General features: G+C 36.9%; 18 protein-coding genes. 15 read left to right on the top strand and 3 right to left on the bottom strand.

Features of this window, described 5'->3' with window-relative positions; genetic code table 11:
- Positions 1-196 precede the first annotated feature (196 nt).
- Positions 197-2,956, top strand: a complete 2,760-nt coding sequence (locus acsn021_RS14920; protein ID WP_184096085.1) for an N-acetylmuramoyl-L-alanine amidase — start codon at positions 197-199, stop codon at positions 2,954-2,956.
- A gap of 179 nt (positions 2,957-3,135) precedes the next feature.
- Here the strand turns inward: acsn021_RS14920 and acsn021_RS14915 are convergent, their stop codons facing one another.
- Positions 3,136-4,077: a DDE-type integrase/transposase/recombinase gene (locus tag acsn021_RS14915; protein WP_185264892.1), complete on the bottom strand. Its 942-nt coding sequence runs from the start codon at positions 4,075-4,077 to the stop codon at positions 3,136-3,138.
- A gap of 214 nt (positions 4,078-4,291) precedes the next feature.
- Here acsn021_RS14915 and acsn021_RS14910 point away from each other — a divergent pair, with 214 nt between their 5' ends.
- Both acsn021_RS14910 and alaS read left to right on the top strand, forming a co-directional pair.
- On the top strand, positions 4,292-5,398 hold the full coding sequence (locus acsn021_RS14910; RefSeq protein WP_184096203.1) for an ISAs1 family transposase: 1,107 nt from the start codon (positions 4,292-4,294) through the stop codon (positions 5,396-5,398).
- 189 nt (positions 5,399-5,587) lie between these two features.
- On the top strand, positions 5,588-8,227 hold the full coding sequence (alaS, locus tag acsn021_RS14905) for an alanine--tRNA ligase (RefSeq protein WP_184094264.1): 2,640 nt from the start codon (positions 5,588-5,590) through the stop codon (positions 8,225-8,227).
- A 107-nt stretch (positions 8,228-8,334) separates the two neighbouring features.
- Here the strand turns inward: alaS and acsn021_RS14900 are convergent, their stop codons facing one another.
- Both acsn021_RS14900 and acsn021_RS14895 read right to left on the bottom strand, forming a co-directional pair.
- A complete protein-coding gene (locus tag acsn021_RS14900; protein WP_184094262.1) occupies positions 8,335-8,616 on the bottom strand; it encodes a hypothetical protein in 282 nt (93 codons plus the stop codon).
- Between the two features lie 92 nt (positions 8,617-8,708).
- Complete coding sequence (locus tag acsn021_RS14895; protein ID WP_184094288.1) at positions 8,709-8,876, bottom strand: hypothetical protein; 168 nt, start codon at positions 8,874-8,876, stop codon at positions 8,709-8,711.
- Positions 8,877-9,177: 301 nt separating this feature from the next.
- On the opposite strand from acsn021_RS14895, the gene rpsU reads away from it, so the two are divergent.
- The 12 genes from rpsU (at position 9,178) to acsn021_RS14835 (ending at position 23,390) form a co-directional block, all read left to right on the top strand.
- Positions 9,178-9,354 carry a 30S ribosomal protein S21 gene (gene rpsU, locus acsn021_RS14890; protein ID WP_033166800.1) on the top strand — a complete coding sequence of 59 codons (177 nt, stop codon included), beginning with the start codon at positions 9,178-9,180 and terminating at the stop codon, positions 9,352-9,354.
- A gap of 151 nt (positions 9,355-9,505) precedes the next feature.
- Positions 9,506-10,186 carry a response regulator transcription factor gene (locus acsn021_RS14885; RefSeq protein ID WP_184094260.1) on the top strand — a complete coding sequence of 227 codons (681 nt, stop codon included), beginning with the start codon at positions 9,506-9,508 and terminating at the stop codon, positions 10,184-10,186.
- Positions 10,179-11,480 carry a sensor histidine kinase gene (locus tag acsn021_RS14880; protein ID WP_184094258.1) on the top strand — a complete coding sequence of 434 codons (1,302 nt, stop codon included), beginning with the start codon at positions 10,179-10,181 and terminating at the stop codon, positions 11,478-11,480. Before acsn021_RS14885 ends, acsn021_RS14880 begins: the two co-directional genes overlap by 8 nt.
- A gap of 229 nt (positions 11,481-11,709) precedes the next feature.
- Positions 11,710-13,962, top strand: a complete 2,253-nt coding sequence (locus tag acsn021_RS14875) for an ABC transporter substrate-binding protein (protein WP_184094256.1) — start codon at positions 11,710-11,712, stop codon at positions 13,960-13,962.
- A gap of 4 nt (positions 13,963-13,966) precedes the next feature.
- The gene (locus acsn021_RS14870) at positions 13,967-14,869 is read left to right on the top strand and encodes a carbohydrate ABC transporter permease (RefSeq protein ID WP_243167936.1); all 903 of its coding nucleotides are present in this window, start codon (positions 13,967-13,969) and stop codon (positions 14,867-14,869) included.
- A gap of 100 nt (positions 14,870-14,969) precedes the next feature.
- The gene (locus tag acsn021_RS14865) at positions 14,970-15,812 is read left to right on the top strand and encodes a carbohydrate ABC transporter permease (RefSeq protein ID WP_184094284.1); all 843 of its coding nucleotides are present in this window, start codon (positions 14,970-14,972) and stop codon (positions 15,810-15,812) included.
- 15 nt (positions 15,813-15,827) lie between these two features.
- Entirely contained in the window at positions 15,828-17,867 is a 2,040-nt protein-coding gene (locus acsn021_RS14860; protein ID WP_184094254.1) for a hypothetical protein, read from the top strand.
- The gene (locus acsn021_RS14855; RefSeq protein ID WP_184094252.1) at positions 17,854-18,918 is read left to right on the top strand and encodes a hypothetical protein; all 1,065 of its coding nucleotides are present in this window, start codon (positions 17,854-17,856) and stop codon (positions 18,916-18,918) included. The genes acsn021_RS14860 and acsn021_RS14855 overlap by 14 nt, the downstream gene beginning before the upstream one ends.
- A 603-nt stretch (positions 18,919-19,521) precedes the next feature.
- The gene (yqfC, locus tag acsn021_RS14850) at positions 19,522-19,890 is read left to right on the top strand and encodes a sporulation protein YqfC (RefSeq protein WP_243167935.1); all 369 of its coding nucleotides are present in this window, start codon (positions 19,522-19,524) and stop codon (positions 19,888-19,890) included.
- A 90-nt stretch (positions 19,891-19,980) separates the two neighbouring features.
- Positions 19,981-21,222 carry a sporulation protein YqfD gene (gene yqfD, locus acsn021_RS14845; RefSeq protein WP_184094250.1) on the top strand — a complete coding sequence of 414 codons (1,242 nt, stop codon included), beginning with the start codon at positions 19,981-19,983 and terminating at the stop codon, positions 21,220-21,222.
- Positions 21,197-22,270, top strand: a complete 1,074-nt coding sequence (locus acsn021_RS14840) for a PhoH family protein (RefSeq protein WP_184094280.1) — start codon at positions 21,197-21,199, stop codon at positions 22,268-22,270. Before yqfD ends, acsn021_RS14840 begins: the two co-directional genes overlap by 26 nt.
- Positions 22,271-22,277: 7 nt before the next feature.
- Positions 22,278-23,390, top strand: coding sequence for an HDIG domain-containing metalloprotein (locus acsn021_RS14835; protein ID WP_184094248.1), 1,113 nt, complete (start codon positions 22,278-22,280; stop codon positions 23,388-23,390).
- Positions 23,391-23,412: the final 22 nt, after the last annotated feature.

The raw sequence follows: 23,412 nt of genomic DNA, 5'->3' as shown, positions 1-23,412 counted from the left end.
ATATAGTGTAACAAGGTACTCTGGAAGAATTTTAGCAGAGCACCTTTTTTCACGTAAAGGTTTATTAAAGTAATATATTTCGTAAATATTACTGCCAGATAAACAATGTTAAGAAAAATGATGGAAAATTGACACATTTATAACAAATTATAGCATTAGATTGGATAACAGTGAGAAACCAAGGAGGAAATAAGTTTTGATAGTAATCAGGTGTAGAAAAAATCAATTATATTACAAAAGTGAAGAAAAAAAATTTTTATGGTCCAGAATCATCAGCATAGTAACTATGCTGGCGCTGCTCTGTTTTTTACCCATATCCCAGGCAGATGCGGCAGCGGGTCTGTCGTTGTATAATTACCAGACTAAGAAGAATTTTAATTATACGGATAAACAGGTAGTATATACTTACAATGGTAAGAGGATTGCTACTAAAACGCCCGGTATTATTATGGATGGTTCTTCTATGGCTCCTTTTAAGGATATCTTTGTGAATTCTGAAATTAAAATGAAATATAATCTTGATGAAAAGAAGGGTAAACTGACGTTATCCTCCGGGGACACAGTTATGGTTTTGACTCTGGGCAGTAAATCAGTTCTATTAAATGGAAAAAAGGTTACAGCACCTTATGCACCTGTTAAAATAAAATATAATGCGCAAAAGTCATCCAAAATATTAGTTCCGGCTAGATTTATAGCAGAGGCTTTTGGGTATTCCTATCAGTGGAACAGCAGCACTTCTATAGCATCCATATCAGGTGGAATTCGGTTAAATTATGGGGGAGAAGATGTTAATTATACCAGCACACAGGGAAAAGTAACTTTTGACGGTACGGAGATTCCATTAAACAGTATACCGGTAATGGTGGTTGACGATACGGCTTTACTTCCGGCATGGAGGGTATTTGCAAAATCTTCTATGAAGGTTGGATATACATACAATCAGGATACTGAAGAAGTGACCTTAAAAAAGGGTGATGTAACAATTCAGTTAACCATCGGAAGTAAGACTGCTTATGTTAATGGGAAAGCAAAAACTCTGGATACAGTACCGTTATTTGTAACCAACTTATCAAGTAAGGAAACCAGTGTTATGGTACCAGGTAATTTTGTGGCAACTAATCTAGGCTTTGCTTATAGTTGGAATTATGGTGTTAAGACCTCACAGATTACAACGAAAAAAGTAACGGACGGAAATACAGGAACAGATAACGGAACAGATAACGGAACAGGTAACGGTGGAAACAATGGTTCTAATACTGGGGGACATACCGGTAACATAGAAATGCCTGATACGACTCTATTCCAATGGGGAGTATTACCCGAACTGCTGGAAAGTTATACAGCTGCCAGTAACGTGGTCAATATTACTGAAATTTCTCAGGATATGGCAAGTTCCGCTTATATAGAATCTGTTTCTTTAACACAGATATTAAGTGCTGCCACCAGGAAAGAAATATATACAATTAAGTCAGCTTCTCCCATCAGCAAAACAACTATAAAGGAAGAAGGGAATATTCTTAAACTTCTAGTGAATAATGCTTATATAAATACTGCAACCTATAATCTGGGAGGTATTTTAGCTGGAGAATTTAACGGTGTATATCATGCAATTGAGAACAACAGTGAATTAAGCTTTAAATTATCCAGTACTGATACGAAATATGAAGTAAATTTGTCGGAAGATAAGTGTACTATGACAGTAACCCTTTATCCGAATTACGTGAATGCAATAACCGCAGGACGAAAGAACAACGAAGAATTTGTTACGATTACAGCAATGGAAGATATCTCAGTTACACTGGCAGAAAGTGGTAATTATCTGATAATGCAGCTTCCTTTCACTGTAAACGGTATGGGGAATAAGAATACGGACTCTTCGCTTGAAGGTATAAAAGCAGTCAGTGTTACAGGGGTAAATGATTACACGACCAGTATAACCATTGATAAAGCGATAGGCTATGATTATCGTGTCGAAAGAAATGAAAATAGTTATACCGTATATTTAACTAAGTCATCTTCTTCTGAAAACGGTGGAGAAACAGAAGAAAATACAGAAAGTGCCCTGCAATTTAAACTGCCGGCAGACATTTTATTCGGTGATATTGCGACCGAAGACAGGTACCGTTATTATCAAAATAAAATTGCAATTATTCTTCCTGGAAATCAGGTGCAGTTTTACGATAAAAACCCTGTAACGGTATCTTCTGGTGTTATACAGGATGTAACGGTATCCTATGTTAACAACCAGACAGAAATCGTTATAGAAACCTCAAAACTTCAAGGGTTTAAGCTTTCTGAGACACAAAATGGTGTTACAGTAAAACTGGGTGATCCAAGAGACATATACCAGAATATTGTACTGTTAGATCCAGGTCATGGTGGAAATGCAGCAGGTGCAACCCGTACTTTAGACGGCGTAAAGATCATGGAAAAAGACTTAAATATGCAGATATTATATAACCTTGCCCAAAAGTATTTTAATGCCCCAGACTCCCCAATCAAAATATACTATACCAGATATGGGGATGAAGTGAGATATTCTAACACTACTACAGAAAATTATGATAGGGCGGCACAGGCAAAACGTATCGGAGCTGATTTGTATGTAAGTCTTCATATGAATTCCTTTACAACTGCAACGCCGGTGGGAACAGAAGTGTACTATAACTCCCAAAATAATAAGACTGTTGCCAGTGGACTTACCAGTAAAAAGCTAGCTGAAATGCTGCAGAAGGCTCTAACAGCAAATCTTGGAACAGTGAGCCGTGGAGTGAAAGATAAATCCCTTATCGTAACCAGAGAAAATTCGGTTCCAGCAGTATTGATTGAATTGGGATTCATGTCGAACCAACAGGAATTGGCTTTATTAAATACTCCGGAATTCCAGGAAAAAGCCGCAAAGACCATATATGATACAATATGTCAGGTGTTTGTAGAATATCCGACAGGAAGATAGCAGTTAGAATGAATAAACTAAAAATTAAGAAAAAACCTAATATGAGATGATAAAATTTCCCGGTATTGAAAGAAACGCTTTGCTCTGCTAAGAAGGCAAATGGTCAGATATATCGGGAAATTGTTTTATAGCATTGGTAAGTCCTTGCAAATACAGAGGCAGTCCACATTGTTGGTTTGTCAAACATATGTTACACCATACTTCAAGAAATTAATGAGAGTAGTTCTAGGAGCTTTCCAGCCTAGAGGTCTCATCGGAAAGTTGTTATAATCCCTTCGGTTATATATATTTAGCTGTTTTGAAAAGTCATCAAAAGAAAAGAAACTATGTGTAGCATAAAAACGTTCATTGTCCTTGCGATGGCTACGCTCCACTTTCCCATTATGCCTTGGTGTAAATGGACGGATTAGTTTATGTCTTATCCCTAAGGATTGTAACTTCTTTTCAAACAGGGAAGGATCTAGCTTGTGGCTACCAAATCTTTTTGTAAATTCAAATCCATTATCTGTTTGAATACACTCAATAGGCATAGGAAAGGCATTAACTAGATGTTCCAGGAATTGAGTAGAAGTATAGGTACTGGATTCATTAAAAGCTTCTACAAAACGAAATCTGGAGTACTCATCAATTGCAGTATATTGATAGAATTTCTGGCCTTTTGCATCACCGACAATACAAGCCGCCGGAACGTGCTTTACGTCGACTTGAACGCGCTGTCCGGGGTACTTCATCTGCTCATAAGGTTTTGGAATATATTTAGGGTTAGCTGGCTTGATAGCCATTAGTTTTCCTTTTCTAAGAAAGCGGTATAAACCAGGGATAGATCTTTTATATCCACGTTGCATAAGTTTCACCCAGAAAACAACAAGGCCTTCGTGTGGATTACGTCGCCGCATATCATGAATAAGTTTTATTTCAGCTTCAGAATGTTGGTTTGGGTGTGAATGAGGTCTACGGGATAGCTCTCGTAAAGACTCGATAGAGCCATCAAAGCGGCGTTTCCAGCGGTAAATGTATTGCCGGTTGGTTTTGTACTTGATAGCAGCCTTGGTTACACCAAATTTCTCAGCATATTTAATTAATGATAGACGATATCTCATATCCTGTGTTATACTAGCCATGCGGAAACGCTCCTTTGTTAATGTTTTTGTTGTGGTGACTAAAATATAACACAAAAGAGACGGTTCCGTATTTTTTTTTCTTTTATTTGTAACACATGTATTGTAATCCTACACCTTGCAAATACAGAGGCAGTCCAAGACAAACGCATGAATATATTTAAAGGTTTATAAGAATAAGGGAAAAGTGTATAATCATTCCAAGGGGGATGAAAAAATGCACAAGACATTGAAATATTTAGAACAAGTAGAAGATTTAAGACAGAAGAAAAAAATTCTTTACAAGATGAGTGATATTATAGCGCTGGTATTCTTTGCAATGCTGGCAAATGCAGACGAATGGATAGCAATAGAAATATTTGGGAAAGAACATGAGAAGTTTCTGCGAAGATATTTGGAGCTTCCAAACGGCATTCCTTCTCACGATACGATTCAACGTGTATTTAGCATGGTATCCCCAGAGTTTCTTCAGAAATTCCAACTGCTTTGGAATGAGATGCTAAGTAGCGGAGAAGGAGAAAAAATCAAAAAAATCCTCGCCATTGACGGAAAAACACAATGTGGAAATAGGAACAAAGACCAGAATGCAAACCATATTGTCAGTGCAGTGGACGAGAAAGGAATCTGCCTTGGGCAAAAGCGAGTAGAAGAAAAGACCAATGAAATTACAGCGATTCCTGAACTGCTTGACGATTTGAACGTGAAAGGTCATATCATTACAACGGATGCAATGGGAACGCAAACGCAGATTGTAAAGAAGATATGGAAAAAGAAAGCCGATTACGTGCTAGCCCTAAAAGGAAATCAGGGAAGACTTCATGAGGATGTGAAATTATATTTTGATGATGTTGGATTATTGGAGCAGTGTGCCTATACAAAGACAATAGAGAAAGCGCGAGGCGGCATAGAGAAGCGCGAATACTGGCAGAGTGTAGATATTGCATGGCTAGAGCAGAAGAAGGACTGGGCAGGGCTGAAATCCATTGCAATGACACGCAATACTATAGTCAGAAACGAGGTAGAGATAACGGAAACCCGATATTTTATAAGTAGTCTACCACTAGAGGTCAGCGAAATTGCCCGAGCGATTCGGGGACATTGGATGGTGGAAAGTTTTCATTGGCATCTGGATGTAACCTTTCGAGAGGATGACAACCACACCCTTGAAAAGCAGGCAGCATTTAATTTAAATATCATGAGAAAACTGGCATTGAACGTATTAAGGATATATGAATTAAGGAAAACGCCCATGAGCCTGAAAATGAAACGCTTTGCAATTGGAACGAATCCTGAAAGACACTTGGAAAACATTCTGAATCTGTAATACTTAAAAAAGATACATTCAAGTGCTTGTTAATAGAACACATTCATGCGTTTGTCGTGAGAGGCAGTCCACATTTTATTGACAAAATAATAACTTATATTTATAATTAAGAATTAGCAGACTCTATTTAGAAAAATAATAAAAAGAGTAGAATTATCTACCATAAATAATGTGCAGGAGGCAGTTAGAGTGAAGGCATATGGAGTAAATGAGCTAAGGAAAATGTACTTAGATTTCTTTGAAAGCAAAGACCACCTTAAAATGAACAGCTTTTCTCTTGTTCCACAAAATGACAAGAGTTTATTATTAATTAATTCAGGTATGGCACCCTTAAAACCTTTTTTTACAGGGCAGGAGATACCACCTAAGAAACGAGTTACTACTTGCCAGAAATGTATTCGTACAGGAGATATTGAGAATGTCGGAAAGACTGCAAGACATGGTACTTTTTTCGAAATGCTCGGTAACTTTTCCTTTGGCGACTATTTTAAAAAGGAAGCAATCAGTTGGTCATGGGAATTTTTAACGCAGGTAGTCGGATTGGAACCGGACAGACTTTATCCCTCTGTGTATTTAGAGGATGATGAAGCTTTTGATATATGGAATAAAGAGCTTGGTATTGCAGCAGACAGGATATTCCGTATGGGTAAGGAAGACAACTTCTGGGAACACGGTGCTGGTCCTTGTGGTCCTTGTTCAGAAATCTATTATGACAGAGGGGAAAAGTATGGATGCAGCAGCCCGGACTGTACGGTAGGTTGTGAATGTGACCGTTATATCGAGGTCTGGAATAACGTATTTACACAGTTTGAAAGTGATGGTAACGGCAATTATACAGAATTGATTCAAAAAAATATTGATACCGGTATGGGATTAGAAAGACTTGCGACTGTAGTACAGGATGTAGATTCTATATTCGATGTGGATACCATTAAGGCATTGCGTGATAAAGTATGTGAAGTTTCAGGTGTTACCTATAAAAGTGATGCTAAAGTTGATGTATCCATTCGTCTGATAACTGACCATATCCGTTCGGTTACTTTTATGATTTCTGACGGTATTATACCTTCTAATGAAGGCAGAGGATATGTACTCCGCAGACTGTTAAGACGTGCGGCGCGCCATGGACGTTTACTCGGAATTAAAGACCGTTTCCTTGCAAAATTAAGCGCAACGGTTATAAAAGAACACAGGGATGGTTATCCGGAACTGGAAGAAAAGAAGGATTATATCTTAAAACTCTTAACCATTGAAGAAGACAATTTTAATAAAACCATCGACCAGGGGCTTACTATTCTGGCAGAAATGGAAGATGTGCTAGTTAAGGAAGGCATTAAAACCTTATCCGGAGAAGATGCGTTTAAGCTTTATGACACCTATGGTTTCCCACTGGATTTAACAAAAGAAATCTTGGAAGAAAAAGGCTTTTCTATTGATGAAGAAGGTTTTAAAAAGGCTATGGATGTGCAAAGAGAAACTGCTAGAAGTGCTCGTGCTGTTACCAATTACATGGGTGCTGATGAAACCGTTTATCAGCAGCTAGATCCAAGTCTTACTTCAACCTTCGTAGGTTATGATAATGACAGTTATAAATCAAAAATAATTGCCTTAACGACAGATACAGAAGTGGTAGAAGAATTGATTGCCGGACAGAGTGGAACTATCTTTGTTCAGGAAACACCTTTTTATGCAACCAGCGGCGGACAGGTAGCTGATACTGGTATGATTACAACGGCAGACAGTGAATTCCAGGTAGAAGATACGATTAAGCTACAGGGTGGTAAAATTGGACATGTAGGTAAAGTCACCAAAGGCATGTTTAAAGTTACAGAAGAAATTAATTTAACGATTGATAAAGAAAAGAGAACGGCTACCGGTAAAAACCACAGTGCTACGCATCTATTACAAAAAGCCCTTCGTTTAGTGCTGGGCTCTCACGTAGAACAGGCAGGTTCCTTCGTAACCAATGAAAGGCTTCGTTTTGATTTTACACATTTTTCTGCATTAACAAAAGAAGAAATCCGTAAAGTGGAAGAAATCGTTAATAAGGAAATTGCAGAAGGACTTTCCGTTGAAACAAGTATTATGACCATTGAAGAGGCGAAAAAGTCAGGTGCTATGGCTTTATTCGGTGAGAAATACGGAGATAAAGTACGTGTGGTGTCCATGGGAGATTTCAGCAGAGAACTTTGCGGAGGTACCCATGTAAAAAACACCGGAAGTATTCTTGTATTTAAAGTTATCTCTGAAACAGGTGTTGCAGCAGGCGTAAGAAGAATAGAAGCACTGACTGGCAGTGGCGTGTTCTCATTCTACGAACAGCTGGAAGAAGAATTGAATGTGGCAGCAAAAACGGCTAAGACAGAACCCGCCTTACTGGCTAAAAAAATTGAAGCGCTCCAAGAAGAAATGAAGACTTTACAGTCTGAAAATGAAAAGCTGAAAAATAAGCTTGCCAAAGATGCTTTAGGGGATGTTATGAATCAGGTAACAGAAGTAAAAGGCATTAAACTTCTAGCAGTTAAAGTGCCTGAGGTGGATATGAACGGACTTCGAAACCTTGGAGACCAGTTAAAAGATAAATTAGGAGAGGGTGTTATTATTCTTGTCTCCGCACTGGATGGTAAAGTTAATTTAATTGCTATGGCCACAGAGGGTGCGATGGCAAAGGGTGCCCACGCCGGTAATTTAATTAAAGAATTGGCTGTCTTGGTAGGTGGCGGGGGCGGCGGACGCCCTAACATGGCACAGGCCGGTGGAAAGAATCCGAAAAATATGGATGCGGTAATTGAAAATGCAGTAAAAGCTCTGGAAGGACAGATAAAGTAGTTGCTTTTCAGAATCTTAAGGTTGCATAATCTATAATTAAAGAAGCTTGCTGTAAGCATTCAAAAAATCAGAATGCAATATGGCAGGCTTCTTTTTTGTAAATCGAATTAATTCTCCAGAACCCATAGATGCTGTTTAATATAAAAGGTTAAATTAATCTGCTGTTGTCTATAGCCATTCGTATATACACAGCAATAGGTGGTGTATCCATTGCCTTCTTTGGTATATTTTACACCGTCAATTTTGGCCTTACAGACGTTTCCGTATAGATCGGTAAGGCCTATATATACTGGTTTGATTTTACCCGCCTGATTGTATACTGCAATGACAGAAATGGGATTACCTTTTAAAAAATACGAATTAGCAGTATCCTTGTACTCATGATACATAATATCACCTCCTGTTTTTATTATAAAGAACATTTGTTCGAAAAACAAGAGGTAAATTTTTTCATTAGTAAAGTGAAAGATTACATTCCAGTTTAATGAATTTTTGTTTTATTAGAGTCAGTATCGTTTGGTTCATAAGCAATCAGTACGATATTCCGGTTGGTTTTGCTGCTTAAGGAATTCTCCAATTCTGTAATATGTGCCAGATCATCCGTATTGATACTTGCATAGTGATAGTGCTCGTTTGTATTTGATTTCATAGTTAACTCCTTTCTAACTTTAGTATAGTATGTGTGGTTTCATTAGAATTAATCTTTTCAAGAATTTTTTTCTATAAATTATAAAAAAATTACATCTAATTCATAAAAGAAAGTAAAAAAGTAATAAAATGGATATATAAATGAAATAATATAATTATATAATGACTATATTATACATTTTTGTAAAAACATATTGACAAAACTACAGTCACGAAATATAATCTTAATAGTGCTATTCAAAAAATACCCAAACAGTTGTATAGGCACAATACACAACTGGAGGGAGGTTAGGTGTGAGACTATGTCAAATGTTATTGTAAAAGATAATGAGACTTTAGATAGTGCTCTACGTCGATTCAAGAGAAACTGTGCGAAGGCAGGTATTCAGCAGGAAATCCGTAAGAGAGAGCATTATGAAAAGCCGAGCGTAAGACGTAAGAAAAAGTCTGAAGCAGCTCGTAAACGTAAATTCAAATAGTGGATGAAAATCTACAAAAATAAACCCTTGGACTTCTTTGTTCAAGGGTTTTTTATTTAAGTAAATTAAATAGATATTTGTAATAACAGTCATACGAACCCTTAGATGTTTGAAAAAAGATAAATGAAACAATAGAAGGAAAGGACAAGCCATGAGGATATTGTTGATTGAAGATGATAAAGAATTATGTGAGGCAATTATAGTACACTTAAAAAAGGAAGCATATGAAGTTGATATCTGCAATAATGGGGATGAGGCCCTATATTATATTTGTAAATTCACTCATGACCTTATTATTTTGGACCGAATGCTTCCGGGTATGGATGGACTTACGATTATGGAACAAATCCGTAAAAAAGGTTATACAACGCCGATTATAATGGTAACGGCTATGAATGGAATAAATGACCGTATTGACGGATTAGACGGGGGGGCTGATGATTATTTGGTGAAACCCTTTGCTGTGGAAGAATTACAGGCGAGAATCAGGGCTCTTTTAAGACGGCCAAGGATAATTGAGAACCTGGATTCTTTAAAGTTTCAGAATATATGTCTGGATGTAAGTACATATATAGTATCAAATGGAGAGAAAAAAATATCTCTTTCAAAAAGAGAAGGAGCATTGCTTGAATTTTTTCTTCTGCATAAAGAGGTGATTTTAACTAGAGAACAGATACTGGGCAGAGTGTGGGGACCGGATTGTTTTGTAGAAGACGGCAATATAGATAATTACATATTCTTTCTTCGCAGGAGGTTAAAAGCATTGGACGCAGAGGTTGTAATTAAAACAATACATGGTATTGGTTACAGACTGGAGAGCAGAAATGTTTAATCTTATTAGAAGAAAACTTATTTTCTTATATACGTTTACCAGCGGATTAATTCTGGTGGCTGTTTTGATCTTTGTTATGGTAATTAGTGAACGGCAACTTTATAAGAATAAGAAAGAAAGTTTCTTAAATGACTTTAATTCTGTTTCTAAAAACGTGCAGCTGGATACGGTTATCAGTAATCTATGGATGGCAGAGTTAGAAACCAACAACCAATTAATCATTCATATTGAAGAAAATGGTGAGGAGTTTTTATATAAAGGTGCATGGCGGGCACCCACTGAACGAAAAGTGCTTGTAGAGAAAGTAAAAGAGCTGGCACAAAGGGATACTATAGATACTGCAATGAGGTTGGTATCTGTTAAGGAGAAACAAAGTAAAACATATGAATTAAAAGGAAATTATAATGACAGATATGTAGGAGCAGTCTTCGTGGTACAGACTGAGAAAGGGTTTCGAAGTGTTATATTGCTTAAATACGTATCTGAGAGCTTGGCAAGAAGAGTAACGTCAAGTCTTCTTATAATTTTATTAGGCAGTACTGGTATTCTTGGGTTGTATTTTGTCAGCCGATGGGTTGTAGGAAAATCTTTAAAACCGGTAGAGGAGAGCAGAAGGAGTCAGACAGAGTTCATTGCGGCAGCTTCCCATGAATTGAAATCTCCTCTTGCAGTGATTTGCGCCAATGCAGCTGTCTTAAGGGTAGAGCCGGAAAGAGCGGAACATTACATAAAGGGAATTGAAAAAGAGTGTAAGAGGTTATCAAATCTGGTGGAGGATTTGCTATTATTAGCATCTGCCGATTCTAATACCTGGTTATATAAGAAGGATAACATTGACACAGATACTTTATTAATTGAAACGTATGATCTATTTTATCCATTTTGTAAAGAGCATGGAAAAGAATTGTGTCTTCAGGTGGAAGAGGAGCTTCTGCCAAATATAGAAGGAGACAGAGAACGGCTAAAACAGGTATTGGCTATTTTAATTGATAATGCAGTTTCTCATTCAGGGTCAGGAGCCCATATTGTCATAAGAGGTTACAGGAAGAAAAACAATGTGTGGTTTGAAGTAGAAGACCACGGAGTTGGTGTAACTTCAGAAAATAAGAAAAAAGTATTTGAGCGTTTTTACCGGGAAGATAAATCGAGAAATGATAAGAAACACTTTGGACTGGGACTTAGTATTGCAAAGGAGCTGGTCGAACTACAGGGAGGAAACATCTTTTTAAATGACACTACAGGTGGCGGAGCAACCTTTTGTATAAGTTTTCCTGTAAGTAATACCTGCCAGTAAAAGTAGATTTTTTATAAATCTTTAATCCTTAGAGAATTTTTAGAGATTTGTCTGTTATTCTTAGTAAGAAATCAAAACAAGTTAATTATGAAAGGCCAAGGTCTTTAGTAACAAAAAACTACATAGTGGCAAGGTTGAGAGGAAATATACATTTTAAAGGGTGCCGTATAACATTCTTATTCAACCCTTGATTTTGAATGAGACCAAAAATCGCAGATGGGAGCTAATTATGAAGAAAATAACAGCATATCTACTAATTCTTATCATTATTACAGCAAGTGTACTTGGTTGCAGTAAAAGTGACAAAGGACAAGGTGATGTGAACACCAGTACCAAACAGACAGAGGACAAGAAAAATGGAAGTATGGGAAGGTATATGGAAAAAAGTATAACCTTTCCTGAATTTGCTGAGGGTGAACGTATTGTAAAGATTCTTGAAAACCCGAATAAAGAAATAGAAGTTCATACGGCAGATAATGAAAATAAATATGCGTACTATATGCAAAAGGAAGACATGACCTGGGAAAAATATAACTCGGAATGGTTAAACTCTTATATAAATACGAAGGAATCCCTGGGTGTTGTTACACTTTGCTATGGGGAAGACGGCAATATCTATGCCTGTCTTATGAGGTATCAGGAGGACGAAAGTAGAAATCAGATTATAAGGTCAGATGATGGTGGTATAACCGCTAAAAAGATTGATATACCATACCTCAATGAGGTGATTTATGAGGATGATAAAAATCGGTTTTATTCATATATTCAGGAAATTGCAGTATTAGAAAATGAGAATCTTGTTCTTTATGATATGTGGAATAGCGACACTTTATTAGTATATACCCAGGGCGGTGAACCGGTAGACAAAATTCCATTTTCAGAATATCAGAAATTCATTGTTGACGGAAACTGTGTAATTACTCCAACGAAAGAACTCACAGGTATTATGTTTTATGATACGGTTACTAAAAAGGTCGATAAAACAATAGAGTATCCGGTCAAATCATCCGGGGCAGCGTATATCATTAGTGAGGATGGTTCCCTTTGGTTAGGTGATGCGAATGGAATTCACCGTTTGCCGGAAGGCGGAACTCTATGGGAAACAATGGTAGATGGCAGACTTAATTCTATGAGCAAACCAACCGTTTCATTTTATAGCCTATTTGTTAAGGATGAAAGCTATTACGGAGTCTATATAGATTATAACAGCAGTGAATTTAGTTTATGTAGTTATATCTATGATGAAACGGTATCTGCCGTACCAGATAAAAAAATTACGGTATATTCTTTATGGGAGAATAGCACTGTGCGGCAGGCTATATCCATGTATCAGGGAAAGAATCCGGATGTAAGGGTTGAATATATAGTTGCCATGGGAGACGAGGAAGGAAATATTTCCGACTATATCCGTGCATTAAATACGGAGCTTTTGGCGGGGAGCGGGGCAGATGTATTAATATTAGACGGATTGCCGGTTAATTCTTATATAGAAAAAGGAATTCTTATGGATATGGAATCCATTATGAAGCCGTTATTACAGGCAGGAGAACTTCTGCCTAATATAGCAAAAAGTTATGAAAAAGAAGGTGAATTCTATCATATGCCACTCCGTTTTTCCTTTCCTGTTGCGGTTGGAAGCAAGGAAGCAATTGAATCCTTAAGTGACACGGATCATGTTGTGAAATATATGCAGAGCGAAAAGGAAAAGCCCTTTACTACACCAATGAGCTATAAGACCATGATAAGTAATTATCTAGCAATCTATTCAAAGGATTTGTATGCAGACAATAAGCTTTCAGAAGAAAGACTGGTACGTTTTTTAGATAACATGAAGCTTTTAGCAAAAAACATAAAGGCTACTGAATACATTGAGAATGATGATAGATATATGGATCAGGATTTTAAAAATAAATATATGGGCAATGGTAACCTCTTTATGGACACCGACTTCCCGGGATTAACGAAGGGGAGCTATCATATTGGCTTGCGGCAAATCAAGAATATAAGCGGGTCTATGTTATTGTTTGCTGCACTGGAAGGTCAAGATTTTATTATTGATTCCGTTAAGGATATATTTATTCCAAATGGGGTTGTGGGGATAAACAATGCCAGTAAAGAAGTAGATACCGTGAAGGATTTTGTCAGCTTTTTATTATCAAAAGAAGTTCAGAATACGAATGTATATGATGGTTTTCCTGTCAACAGTGACTCTCTGGCACAGTGGGAGGAAGAGGAAAACAATAATATATATGTTGTTATCTCAGGTGCCGATGGAAATGAAATTCAGGGAGGCTGGCCGGATAAAGAAAAAAGAGCTAAGATTATTAATATAGCAAAAAAGGTTACTTCACCGGTAGAAATGAATCAGACATTAAATGAAATGATAGTTAATGAAGCGGTATCCTTCCTTCTTGATAAGGCGGATTCGACGCAGACGGCTGCGGCTGTGAAGTCAAAGGTGGATATGTACCTGTCGGAATAAATATATGAAATATAAAAATATGAACTATACAAAAAAACTTAATAAGATAAGAAAAAAAAGTTCCGGTATGAGAAGAAAAGAGGAAAGGGCAGCCTGGTTATTTTTATTACCAAGTATAACAGGTATATTCCTATTTGTACTGCTGCCCTTTGCAGATGTAATCAGGCGCGCTATGTTTGATTCCATGGGCAAGAACTTTTTAGGGCTTGATAATTTCAAACTGGTCTTAAAAAACGAAGCTTTTCGACTGGCCATGGGCAACACTATAAGATTCTTAGCCACTTGTCTGCCTCTGTTACTTCTGGTTTCACTTATAATGGCTTTTCTATTATATAGCCAGAAAAAATATGCTGAATTTTTTAAGACTTCCTTTTTACTGCCTATGGCAATCCCCGTAGCGTCTGTTGTATTACTCTGGAAACTGCTTTTTCACAAAAGCGGATTATTGAATATCTTGTTTTTGACTCTTGGGAAACCGAAGATAGATTTTATGAATACAAGAAGTGCTTTTGTAATACTGATTATTAGCTATATATGGAAGAATGCTGGTTATAATATGATTTTATGGCTAACTGGTTTAAATGGGATAGATATATCTCTTTATGAGGCTGCGGGAGTGGACGGAGCAGGAACCTTTTCTAAATTCCGCTACATTACATTACCCCAGCTCATACCGACAATATCAATGCTGTGTATTTTATCTTTTGTGAATTCATTTAAGGTATTTCGGGAGGCGTATCTAATATCGGGAGACTATCCTCACAAAAGTATCTATTTGTTGCAGCATTTATTTAATAACTGGTTTACTAACTTAGATATGCAGAAAATGTGTGCGGGAGCAGTAATATGCGTCGTCTTTTGCTTGGTTTTGATTTTACTGTTTCGGAAAATAGACAGGGAAGTATGAAGCAGTTTAGGCGGCATCGTGTCAGAAAGGTTGAATATATGATATATTACCCATTGATTTGTACGCGGCTAGAGGTCGCAGATGGGAGCTAATAATGAATATAAAAAGGGGATTAAAAACCCTGTTGCTATTTGGCTTGGCATTCTTTGTATGGGCTCCTCTGTGGATGATGGTAACCGGTTCCTTTATGGGAAAGGATGAAATATATGAGTTTGTAGGGCCGGTTTTGGAACAGAGAGAAGGTATGGCTGGCTGGTCATTGCTTCCCAAATACCCTACACTTCGAGCGTATATAGAACTGTTAATAGATTCACCAAAATTCTTTGCTATGTTTTGGAATACCTGTTATCAGGTAGCACCCATACTTATTGGACAGATATGTATTGCAGTTCCTGCTGCATGGGCCTTTGCCAGGTATAGGTTTAAAGGGAAGAAAGCATTATTTTTACTTTACATAACCCTGATGGTGTTACCTTTTCAAGTTACTATGGTATCCAGTTATTTGGTGCTCTTAAAGCTTGATATAATAGATACACATTTATCAATTATACTTCCGAATATTTTTTCAGCATTTCCTGTTTTTATTTTAACGAAATTTTTTAGAGTAATACCTGAATCTTTGTTAGAAGCTGCAAGATTGGATGGGGCAAGCGAAGGTTATATTTTCTTGTCATTAGGCGTCCCAATGGGGGCACCTGGAATATTTTCTGTGGTTATATTAGGATTTATTGAATACTGGAATAGTATAGAACAGCCTTTGACTTTTTTGGCAAAGAGAAAGGATTTATGGCCATTATCCCTTTATCTGCAAGGTATAACAACGGATCGAACCAGCGTTGCATTTGTAGCCTCCGCAGTAATGCTAGCACCAGCACTTTTGTTATTTTTAGGGGGTCAAAAATATTTAGAACAGGGAATCGCTGCATCAGGAATAAAGGGATAGGAAGGCTTGAAAATTATGGAAAAGAAGATAAGAAAGTTGTTGCTTGGTTTTTTCGTTACCATGCTGCTCTTAACCATCATTTCCAGAGCAGCAGATTCTGTTATGGTGGCGAAGGTTACTGTTGACACAGTAAAGAAGGGGAATTTAAGTTTTGAAATATCTGGTACAGGTACAGTAAAAGAAAATGCAAATAAGTACATTGCTCTAAATAATGGATATAAAATCGCTAAGGTACAGGCAGAGGAAGGTCAGGATGTAGAAAAGGGTGAATGGTTATTCTCTTATGATATGGATTATTTGAAGGCCTTGAAAATACAAAAAGAAAAGGAAATAAAAAAACTACAGCTTCAATACGAAAAGCTTCAATTAGCAACCAAAAATGGCAGTAAAGCCTTGGAAGAGGAAAAGGCGCTGCAAGAGGTTGCGAATGCCGAAGACGATGTAAAAGCAGCAGAAGAGGCCTTGTTGGCTAAGAAACAAAGTGTAAAACAAAAAAAGGAAGAGGAATATACTACTTTGCTGGAAGAGGAAGAAGCAGCAAAGAGTGGAAGGAAGGAAGCACTCATAACGGCTGAAAGGGCTGTAACGGATGCGGAACGTGAATTAGCCAGTCAGGAAGAGCCCAAGCTTATTATGGAAGAGTATCTCAAGGCGTATAAAACGGCAGTTCTAAAAAAAGAAGAAGAGTCAGAAATAAAATATAGAGAAGAATTATTAGATATATATTATAAAGATAAATATGAAGAGCATAAAACCAATGTTTATGAGACTGAAAAGAAGTTGGTAAGGGCGAAAGAAGATCTGGAAGATAGTAAGAAAAAGTGGGATGAAAAGATCAATTACTGGGATCAGTTTTCAACAGAAGAAGAGACTTTAAAGGCTTATAAGGAACAGGTACAGCAAAGGGAAAGTGAATTTAAAACGGCAAATCGAGAGATATCAGATTTAGAAAAAAGCTTAAATGCATATAAAGAAAAGGATGAAGCAATAAACAAAGCGTTTGCTGATTACAGACTGGATGTAGCGACCTACAGCCAGAATGTAAAGAGCTCCTATGAGGTGTTATATCAACTTATATACGATAAACTGACATATGATAAAAAACAGTTGGAAACAGCTTCAATTAAGCTTGTGAGAGCAAAAGAAGATATTGAGAATACTGTAGTGGAATGGAATAAAAAAAGTGAAAAGATTAAGCGTAAAAAAAACCGCCTTGCAGTAGAACTACAAGAAATAGAGGCAGGTAAGTATAATTTTGAAACTGACTTAAAAGAAGAGACAAAAGCGATTGAAACTGCATACAGGACTCTTGAAGCGGCTAGATTCCAATTAGACCAGCTTAAGGAGGGTATTGAGACAAGCAAAGAAAATGAGTATACCGAGGAACAATCCAGAACAATTGAAGGCAGCTCGGTAAATCTTGATATTGTAGAAAAGCAAGAGGAACTTAAAAAGCTTAAAAATCTCATTGATAAAAAGGGTAAAGTGACTTCTCCGGTTAAAGGCACCATATCAAAGATAGAAGTAAACCAGGGAGTTATTTTAACAGGAGGAGAGAAAGTAGTTATAGCAACCGGAGAATATGAACTTCTTATGAATGCCGGCAAGGAAGACATCAAATACTTTAAAAGTGGTGACAAACTTACTGTAAAAGGTGCTGACAAGGATAATGATTTGACGGTAGCGATTGAAACCATAGGTTTACCGGGAGAAGATGGAATGGTTAAATTTTCAGCACTCTTACCGGAAGGAAAATTTAAAGCAGGTATGAGTCTATCGTATCAGATGAAAAAAGATTCAAAAGACTATAGGTATTGTATACCACTTGAAGCTGTAAGGCAGGATAGTAAAGGAACCTATGTACTGCTTGTAAAAGAAAAGAATAGTATTCTTGGTAAAGAACAGGTTGCGTTCCGACTTAGTATTTCTGTTATTCAAAAAGATTTTAAGACCGCTGCCATAGAGGCTCCTCTCCAGGAGCAGGATTTATTAATTGTTGGGAGCAGTAAATACATTTCAGAAGGAGACAGGGTAAGAGTCTATGAAATGGAATAAAAATGTAATAGTATTTTTTACCCTATTAATTATTTCGAGCTGGTTTATCGTATTCCATTTTATTGAGGGAGCAAACCTAAGAAAACAGTATACATCTATTGGCGTCCGCTTTACATCCGGTGGTATGACAGCGCAGAGTATAACTAATGCACTAGAACGTGAAAAAAGTACAGGTTCTAGTGTAAATACAGAGCTTACTGCCTGGAAGTCCGTTAAGGAGACGATAATAAAAAATAAATATCTGAACCGCTCTAAAACCGTTACTGCCTTGCTTGTTAAGGGAGATATGTCAGATGTAGCCTCTATGGGGCTGATTTCGGGGAGCTTTGTGTATCCGGGTGATAGTAGAGGGTGCTTGATAGATATAGAAACAGCATATGCGCTATTTGGAACTAAGTCAGTAGTACAAAACACCGTCTCTTTTAACAATAAAGAGTACTATATAAGAGGTGTTGTAAAAATGCCAATCCCGGTCATTATGCTTCAGCAAGATCTGTCTACAGAAGAGTATTCATGTCTTGAGTTAAAATATGAAGATATGGAAAACAGCATAGATAAAACAAAAATTTTCTTAAGCAAGTATGGTTTTGAGAAAAATTATGTGATTATAGATGGGTATTTTTATGGGAGATTGATTTACACCATAGCCGCATTACCTGTGTGGATATTTTATTTGCTAATTTCTTGGTGGTTACTAAAACAGGTGATTGCAGAAAAGCCAAGAGTGAAAAAAACTATATTTTTTGTATACTTAATAATTACGTTACTGTTATTGTTTTCAGGAGCCGGTCTGCTTTATCAGCTAACCGGTAATCCCTTTTATTTTTCAGAAAGATATATACCCACAAAATGGTCGGATTTCGAATTTTGGAAAACCAAATGGATGGAATTCAGAGGGGAACTGCTGCAAATCCGGTATGTAATACCAAACCACAAGGACGTATTACTGTATGACACTTTTATAAAGTATGTTCAGATACCGGTTAAGATAATTATGCTATATCTATTACTTATCTATAGTGGTATCAGAATAAAAGAGAAGATAACATGAAAAAGAAGTACCTATCTAAATTTTAACAAGGTAGTATCGCAGGTAAGCCTTCGATATATATAACTATTGGTTTAACAAAATGTTTGAAAAGTGAGAAGCCGGGCGATAGCGGTTTCTCACTTTTTAGGTGTGCCAAGCATGGCACTAATCTAGTCAGTGAAAGTCTGACCACGGGTATTTACCGCCAAGTGTAGCGGAGCGCAAGTTGGTGTCAGTAATGGCATAGATGAAGGAAGCGCATAGCAAAGTTCTTGAGCCTTCCAGAAGAATAAGAATGGATACGACCATGAATCAATTTACATGTAGCAAATTCAAGGCTCGGTTGGTACAGACAAAGCGGAATGAATGTTGTGAACTTTATCATAAGTCCAGATTTGCTTGAAAATAAAATAAAGGACGGAGCTGGTTTGCTCAATCCTTTAAATTACTATCTAAGATAAGTTGGAATATAAGTTGTAGAGCCGTATACGAGACCCGTACGTACGGTTCAATGAGAGGGCGATAATACTTAGCAATTATTTCTCTACTCTATTTGTTCATGCATAGGACATGAATCCAAGCCATATATTCTATAATAGTACTAAATAGTATGGAGTGGTATGGATGAATCAAAAAATCAAATCCCATCATAAGAAATTCAAAGAACAATCCAATAAGGATTTATATAAACATATGGATAAAGCTAAAAAAGAGGAGGAAACAGAAAGAGCGACCTATCTTGAAAAGCTTTCTAGTCAGCTAAAACTTCCTTCGGATATGCTGGCAGGAGCCCCCATTATAACTGCAATCGGCAGAGATGAGGTGTGTGTTGAAAACTATAAGGGGATACTGGAATATAATGATACCCTAATAAAGATACTTACCAAGATTGGCAACATTCGAATTGAAGGCAAAAATCTTAATATTTCTTATTTTGCAGGTGATGAGATGAAAATCACCGGTTTTATACATGCCATTCATTATGTCAAATAATATAGGAAAGAAATATAGGAAAGAGATTTATGACAGGTATTCTAAGTAAAAATTGCTAGAAGAATATTGTTTTGGACGGGAGGTTATTGAATGCTGATAAAACTTTATTGCTGGTTTCGCGGCTTCCTGCTGGTAAGGATGAAGGGACAGTCTCCGGAACGTTTTATTAATTTATGCAGCAATCGGATGATTTATTTATGGGATTTAAAGCATGCAGATGGGGATTATGAATTTCACATAATGCTTAAGGATTATCATAAGTTAAAACCAGTAGCCAGGAAGACGGGGACAATTCCTTTTATAAAAAAGAAATGCGGCTTTCCTTTTTGGCTTAGAAGAAACAGAAAGCGAAAAGGGTATTTTCTGGGAGTACTCCTTTTTTGTATGGTAATATACATATTATCTCTCTTTATCTGGGATATCAATATCTTGGGCGGACACTCCTATACACCCGAGGCAATGGTTAAATTTTTAAAAAATAACCAGATATATGCAGGCTTGCAGAAAAAACAAGTTGATTGTCAGGATATTGAGGAGCTTATCCGGGGAACCTTTAAGGATATCGGATGGGTTTCTGCCGAAATAAAGGGTACAAGGCTAATTATAAAGATTACGGAAACGAATATGCCTGCTCCTGCTGTCACTGCCACGGAAAATTGTCATATTATAGCAGCAAAGGACTGTATTATTAGTGAGATTATAACTCGAACCGGTACACCGTTGGTAAAAGAAGGCTCAGTAGTAAAAAAAGGAGATATTCTGGTGTCAGGAATTGTGGATATTGTAGGAGACAACGCTGAGGTAGTGGATAAAAAAGTAGTCATTGCTGATGCAGATATTATAGGAAAAACCTTTTATAATTATAAAGACTCTTTTTCTTTAAATTATGTTGAAAAACAATATACTGGTGCAGAAAAAACAGGTTATAATCTATCTGTCTTTTTAAAAAAATTTAATCTTTATAAGCCTAGAATTCCTTATACAAAGTATGATATAATTGTCAATGAGTCTATGCTTCATTTGAATGACAATTTTTACCTACCGGTGTCTTATACTGTAAACCGATATGTGGAATATGAAGAAGTAAAGAAAAAATACACGGAATTGGAAGCAAAGTCCATTGCAGAAGCAAAATTAAAACGGTTTTTAGATAAATTAATTGAAAATGATGTTTTAATTATCGAAAATAATGTTAAAATAGCTATTAAGAATAATTACTGTGTTGTTTCCGGTAATATAGTAGTACTGGAATCAGTGAAGGATTATAAGGCTATTAACGACAGCGAGTGGAGGAATATTGATACTGATGAGTCTGATGGAAACGATAATTGATGTACCTGCAGAACATGAAAAAAATGTTTTCGGCCAGTTTGATGCGCATGTAAAAATGATAGAAAAAACATTAAATGTGACCGTTATTGTAAGGGACGGTGAAATCAAATTAATAGGTGAAAATGATAATGTTGTAAAAGCAAAAAGTGTATTTGTGCAGCTGCTTGAATTGTCCAGAAGAGGGAATACCATTACCGAGCAGAATGTAAGTTATGCATTATCTCTTTGTTTTGATAATAAAGAAGCTGCAATTGTAGAAATAGACCAGGATTTAATCTGCCATACCATATCCGGCAAACCCATAAAGCCAAAGACGTTGGGTCAGAAATCCTATGTGGATTTGATTCGAAAGAGAATGATTTCCTTTGGTATCGGACCGGCAGGTACCGGTAAGACATATCTGGCAATGGCAATGGCAGTAACAGCCTTTAAAAATGATGAAGTAAGTAAAATCATTTTAACAAGACCCGCTATTGAAGCGGGTGAAAAACTGGGTTTTTTGCCAGGTGATTTACAGAGCAAGGTTGATCCTTATTTACGGCCTCTGTATGATGCCCTGTATCAGATTATGGGCGCGGAAGGGTATTTAAAAAACACAGAAAAAGGTCTGATAGAAGTAGCACCTTTAGCATATATGCGTGGTAGAACCCTTGAGAATGCTTTTATTATTTTAGATGAAGCACAAAATACCACACCTGCCCAGATGAAGATGTTTTTAACCAGAATTGGCTTTGGTTCCAAAGTCGTAATAACCGGTGACCTTTCTCAGAAGGATCTCCCTACAGGGACACAATCGGGTCTTGATGTTGCAATTAAGGTTTTAAGTAAGATAGAAGACATCGGTTTTGCCTTTCTGACCGGGCAGGATGTAGTAAGACATCCTCTTGTACAAAAAATTGTTATGGCTTATGATGCTTATGAAAGTAAAGTGAGCAAGGCAGAGGTAGACGGAAGGGGAGGAAGGAAGCTGCAAAGAAAACAGCTGACTGGTTCCAAAGTACAAAGTTATCAAAGAGGTTCTGATAAGGCCTTTAAGAGGAAAAGATAAGATAAACATGGACGTATTTCAAATAGTAAAGATAATTATCCTGGCGATTGTACAGCTTGTAGTAATGAACTATTATGTCCAATCCCAGGATAATAAAATAAAAGGACGACCTTATTTTTGTAAAACAATGACAGGGATATTCATAGGTACTCTGGTTCTTATCTTTATATTTTATGGAAGGGTGGATGTGCCTCTCTTTCTGGCAGGCGGATTAATTGCAGCCGGTTTATTCGATATTCCGCTGGGTATTATGACCAACATCCTTGCGGTGTTTTTAGCAGGGTATACCGATAATATTAAAGTTGAGGGAATTTTATATCTTTTGGTATTGGGAACAGTTATATGTTTGTTTTCTGAAACAATTAAAAATGTATCCTCCCTGGGCTATGGGGTGGTAATTATATTGTCCATTCAGCTAATCTTGCTGCTCATAAATCATAATTTTCTGCTTGAGGATACCCTAAAGGTTAACACTCTGTATTCCCTAGTGTCATCTCTTGTGATTTTTGCATTTGGCCGGCTTGTCTTTTATTTGTATCAAAAGAGGACAGTCTTACTTTTCGAAGAACAGAAAGAAAGTGTAACAGAGGAAGCATTGCGTCTGGCTGAGATTATGAATCCTGAATTCCCACTGCTTAAAAGACTAAAGAATACTTCTGCTGCCTTGTACAAGCATTCACTTTTTATTGGGGAAATTGCAGGAAAAGCAGCGAAAGCTGCAGGAGCTGATGAGATGGCAGCGAAAGCCGGAGGTATATATCACCAAATTGGTAAGTTGGATAATAAAGAGTACATCGAAGAAGGTCTGAGGCTTGCAAGGGAATATCAACTGCCAGATAGTATTGCGGATATGATAAGACAGCATAATTTAAAACATGAGAAACCTAAGACTCCCGAAGCGGCAATTGTGATGTTAACGATTAGTATTGTTTCCATGTTGGAATACCTGGAAAAAGACAGCAATGGTTTAAAGGGAACAGGCAATGATAATTTAGGAGTTTCTACCCAAAAGATAGTGGAAAATGTGTTTCAGATGCGACTTACAAAAGGGAGTCTGGATGAATCAGGACTTACCTTAAAACAATACAATAGGCTAAAAGAATTCTTTCTGCAAATGTAGAAAGCACAGAGATGGAGTTAGA

Source organism: Anaerocolumna cellulosilytica, assembly GCF_014218335.1.
In the GTDB taxonomy this organism is placed as follows: Bacteria; Bacillota; Clostridia; order Lachnospirales; family Lachnospiraceae; genus Anaerocolumna; species Anaerocolumna cellulosilytica.
The sequence above is the reverse complement of the archived record's forward strand: the minus strand, read 5'-3'. Positions and strand labels throughout refer to the sequence as shown.

Coding starts and splice junctions, on each gene's coding strand:
- acsn021_RS14915 (WP_185264892.1), bottom strand. CDS start 4,077: ATGGCTAGTATAACACAGGATATGAGATATCGTCTATCATTAATTAAA.
- acsn021_RS14910 (WP_184096203.1), top strand. CDS start 4,292: ATGCACAAGACATTGAAATATTTAGAACAAGTAGAAGATTTAAGACAG.
- acsn021_RS14900 (WP_184094262.1), bottom strand. CDS start 8,616: ATGTATCATGAGTACAAGGATACTGCTAATTCGTATTTTTTAAAAGGT.
- acsn021_RS14895 (WP_184094288.1), bottom strand. CDS start 8,876: ATGAAATCAAATACAAACGAGCACTATCACTATGCAAGTATCAATACG.
- rpsU (WP_033166800.1), top strand. CDS start 9,178: ATGTCAAATGTTATTGTAAAAGATAATGAGACTTTAGATAGTGCTCTA.
- acsn021_RS14885 (WP_184094260.1), top strand. CDS start 9,506: ATGAGGATATTGTTGATTGAAGATGATAAAGAATTATGTGAGGCAATT.
- acsn021_RS14880 (WP_184094258.1), top strand. CDS start 10,179: ATGTTTAATCTTATTAGAAGAAAACTTATTTTCTTATATACGTTTACC.
- acsn021_RS14875 (WP_184094256.1), top strand. CDS start 11,710: ATGAAGAAAATAACAGCATATCTACTAATTCTTATCATTATTACAGCA.
- acsn021_RS14870 (WP_243167936.1), top strand. CDS start 13,967: ATGAAATATAAAAATATGAACTATACAAAAAAACTTAATAAGATAAGA.
- acsn021_RS14860 (WP_184094254.1), top strand. CDS start 15,828: ATGGAAAAGAAGATAAGAAAGTTGTTGCTTGGTTTTTTCGTTACCATG.
- acsn021_RS14855 (WP_184094252.1), top strand. CDS start 17,854: ATGAAATGGAATAAAAATGTAATAGTATTTTTTACCCTATTAATTATT.
- yqfC (WP_243167935.1), top strand. CDS start 19,522: ATGAATCAAAAAATCAAATCCCATCATAAGAAATTCAAAGAACAATCC.
- yqfD (WP_184094250.1), top strand. CDS start 19,981: ATGCTGATAAAACTTTATTGCTGGTTTCGCGGCTTCCTGCTGGTAAGG.
- acsn021_RS14840 (WP_184094280.1), top strand. CDS start 21,197: ATGAGTCTGATGGAAACGATAATTGATGTACCTGCAGAACATGAAAAA.
- acsn021_RS14835 (WP_184094248.1), top strand. CDS start 22,278: ATGGACGTATTTCAAATAGTAAAGATAATTATCCTGGCGATTGTACAG.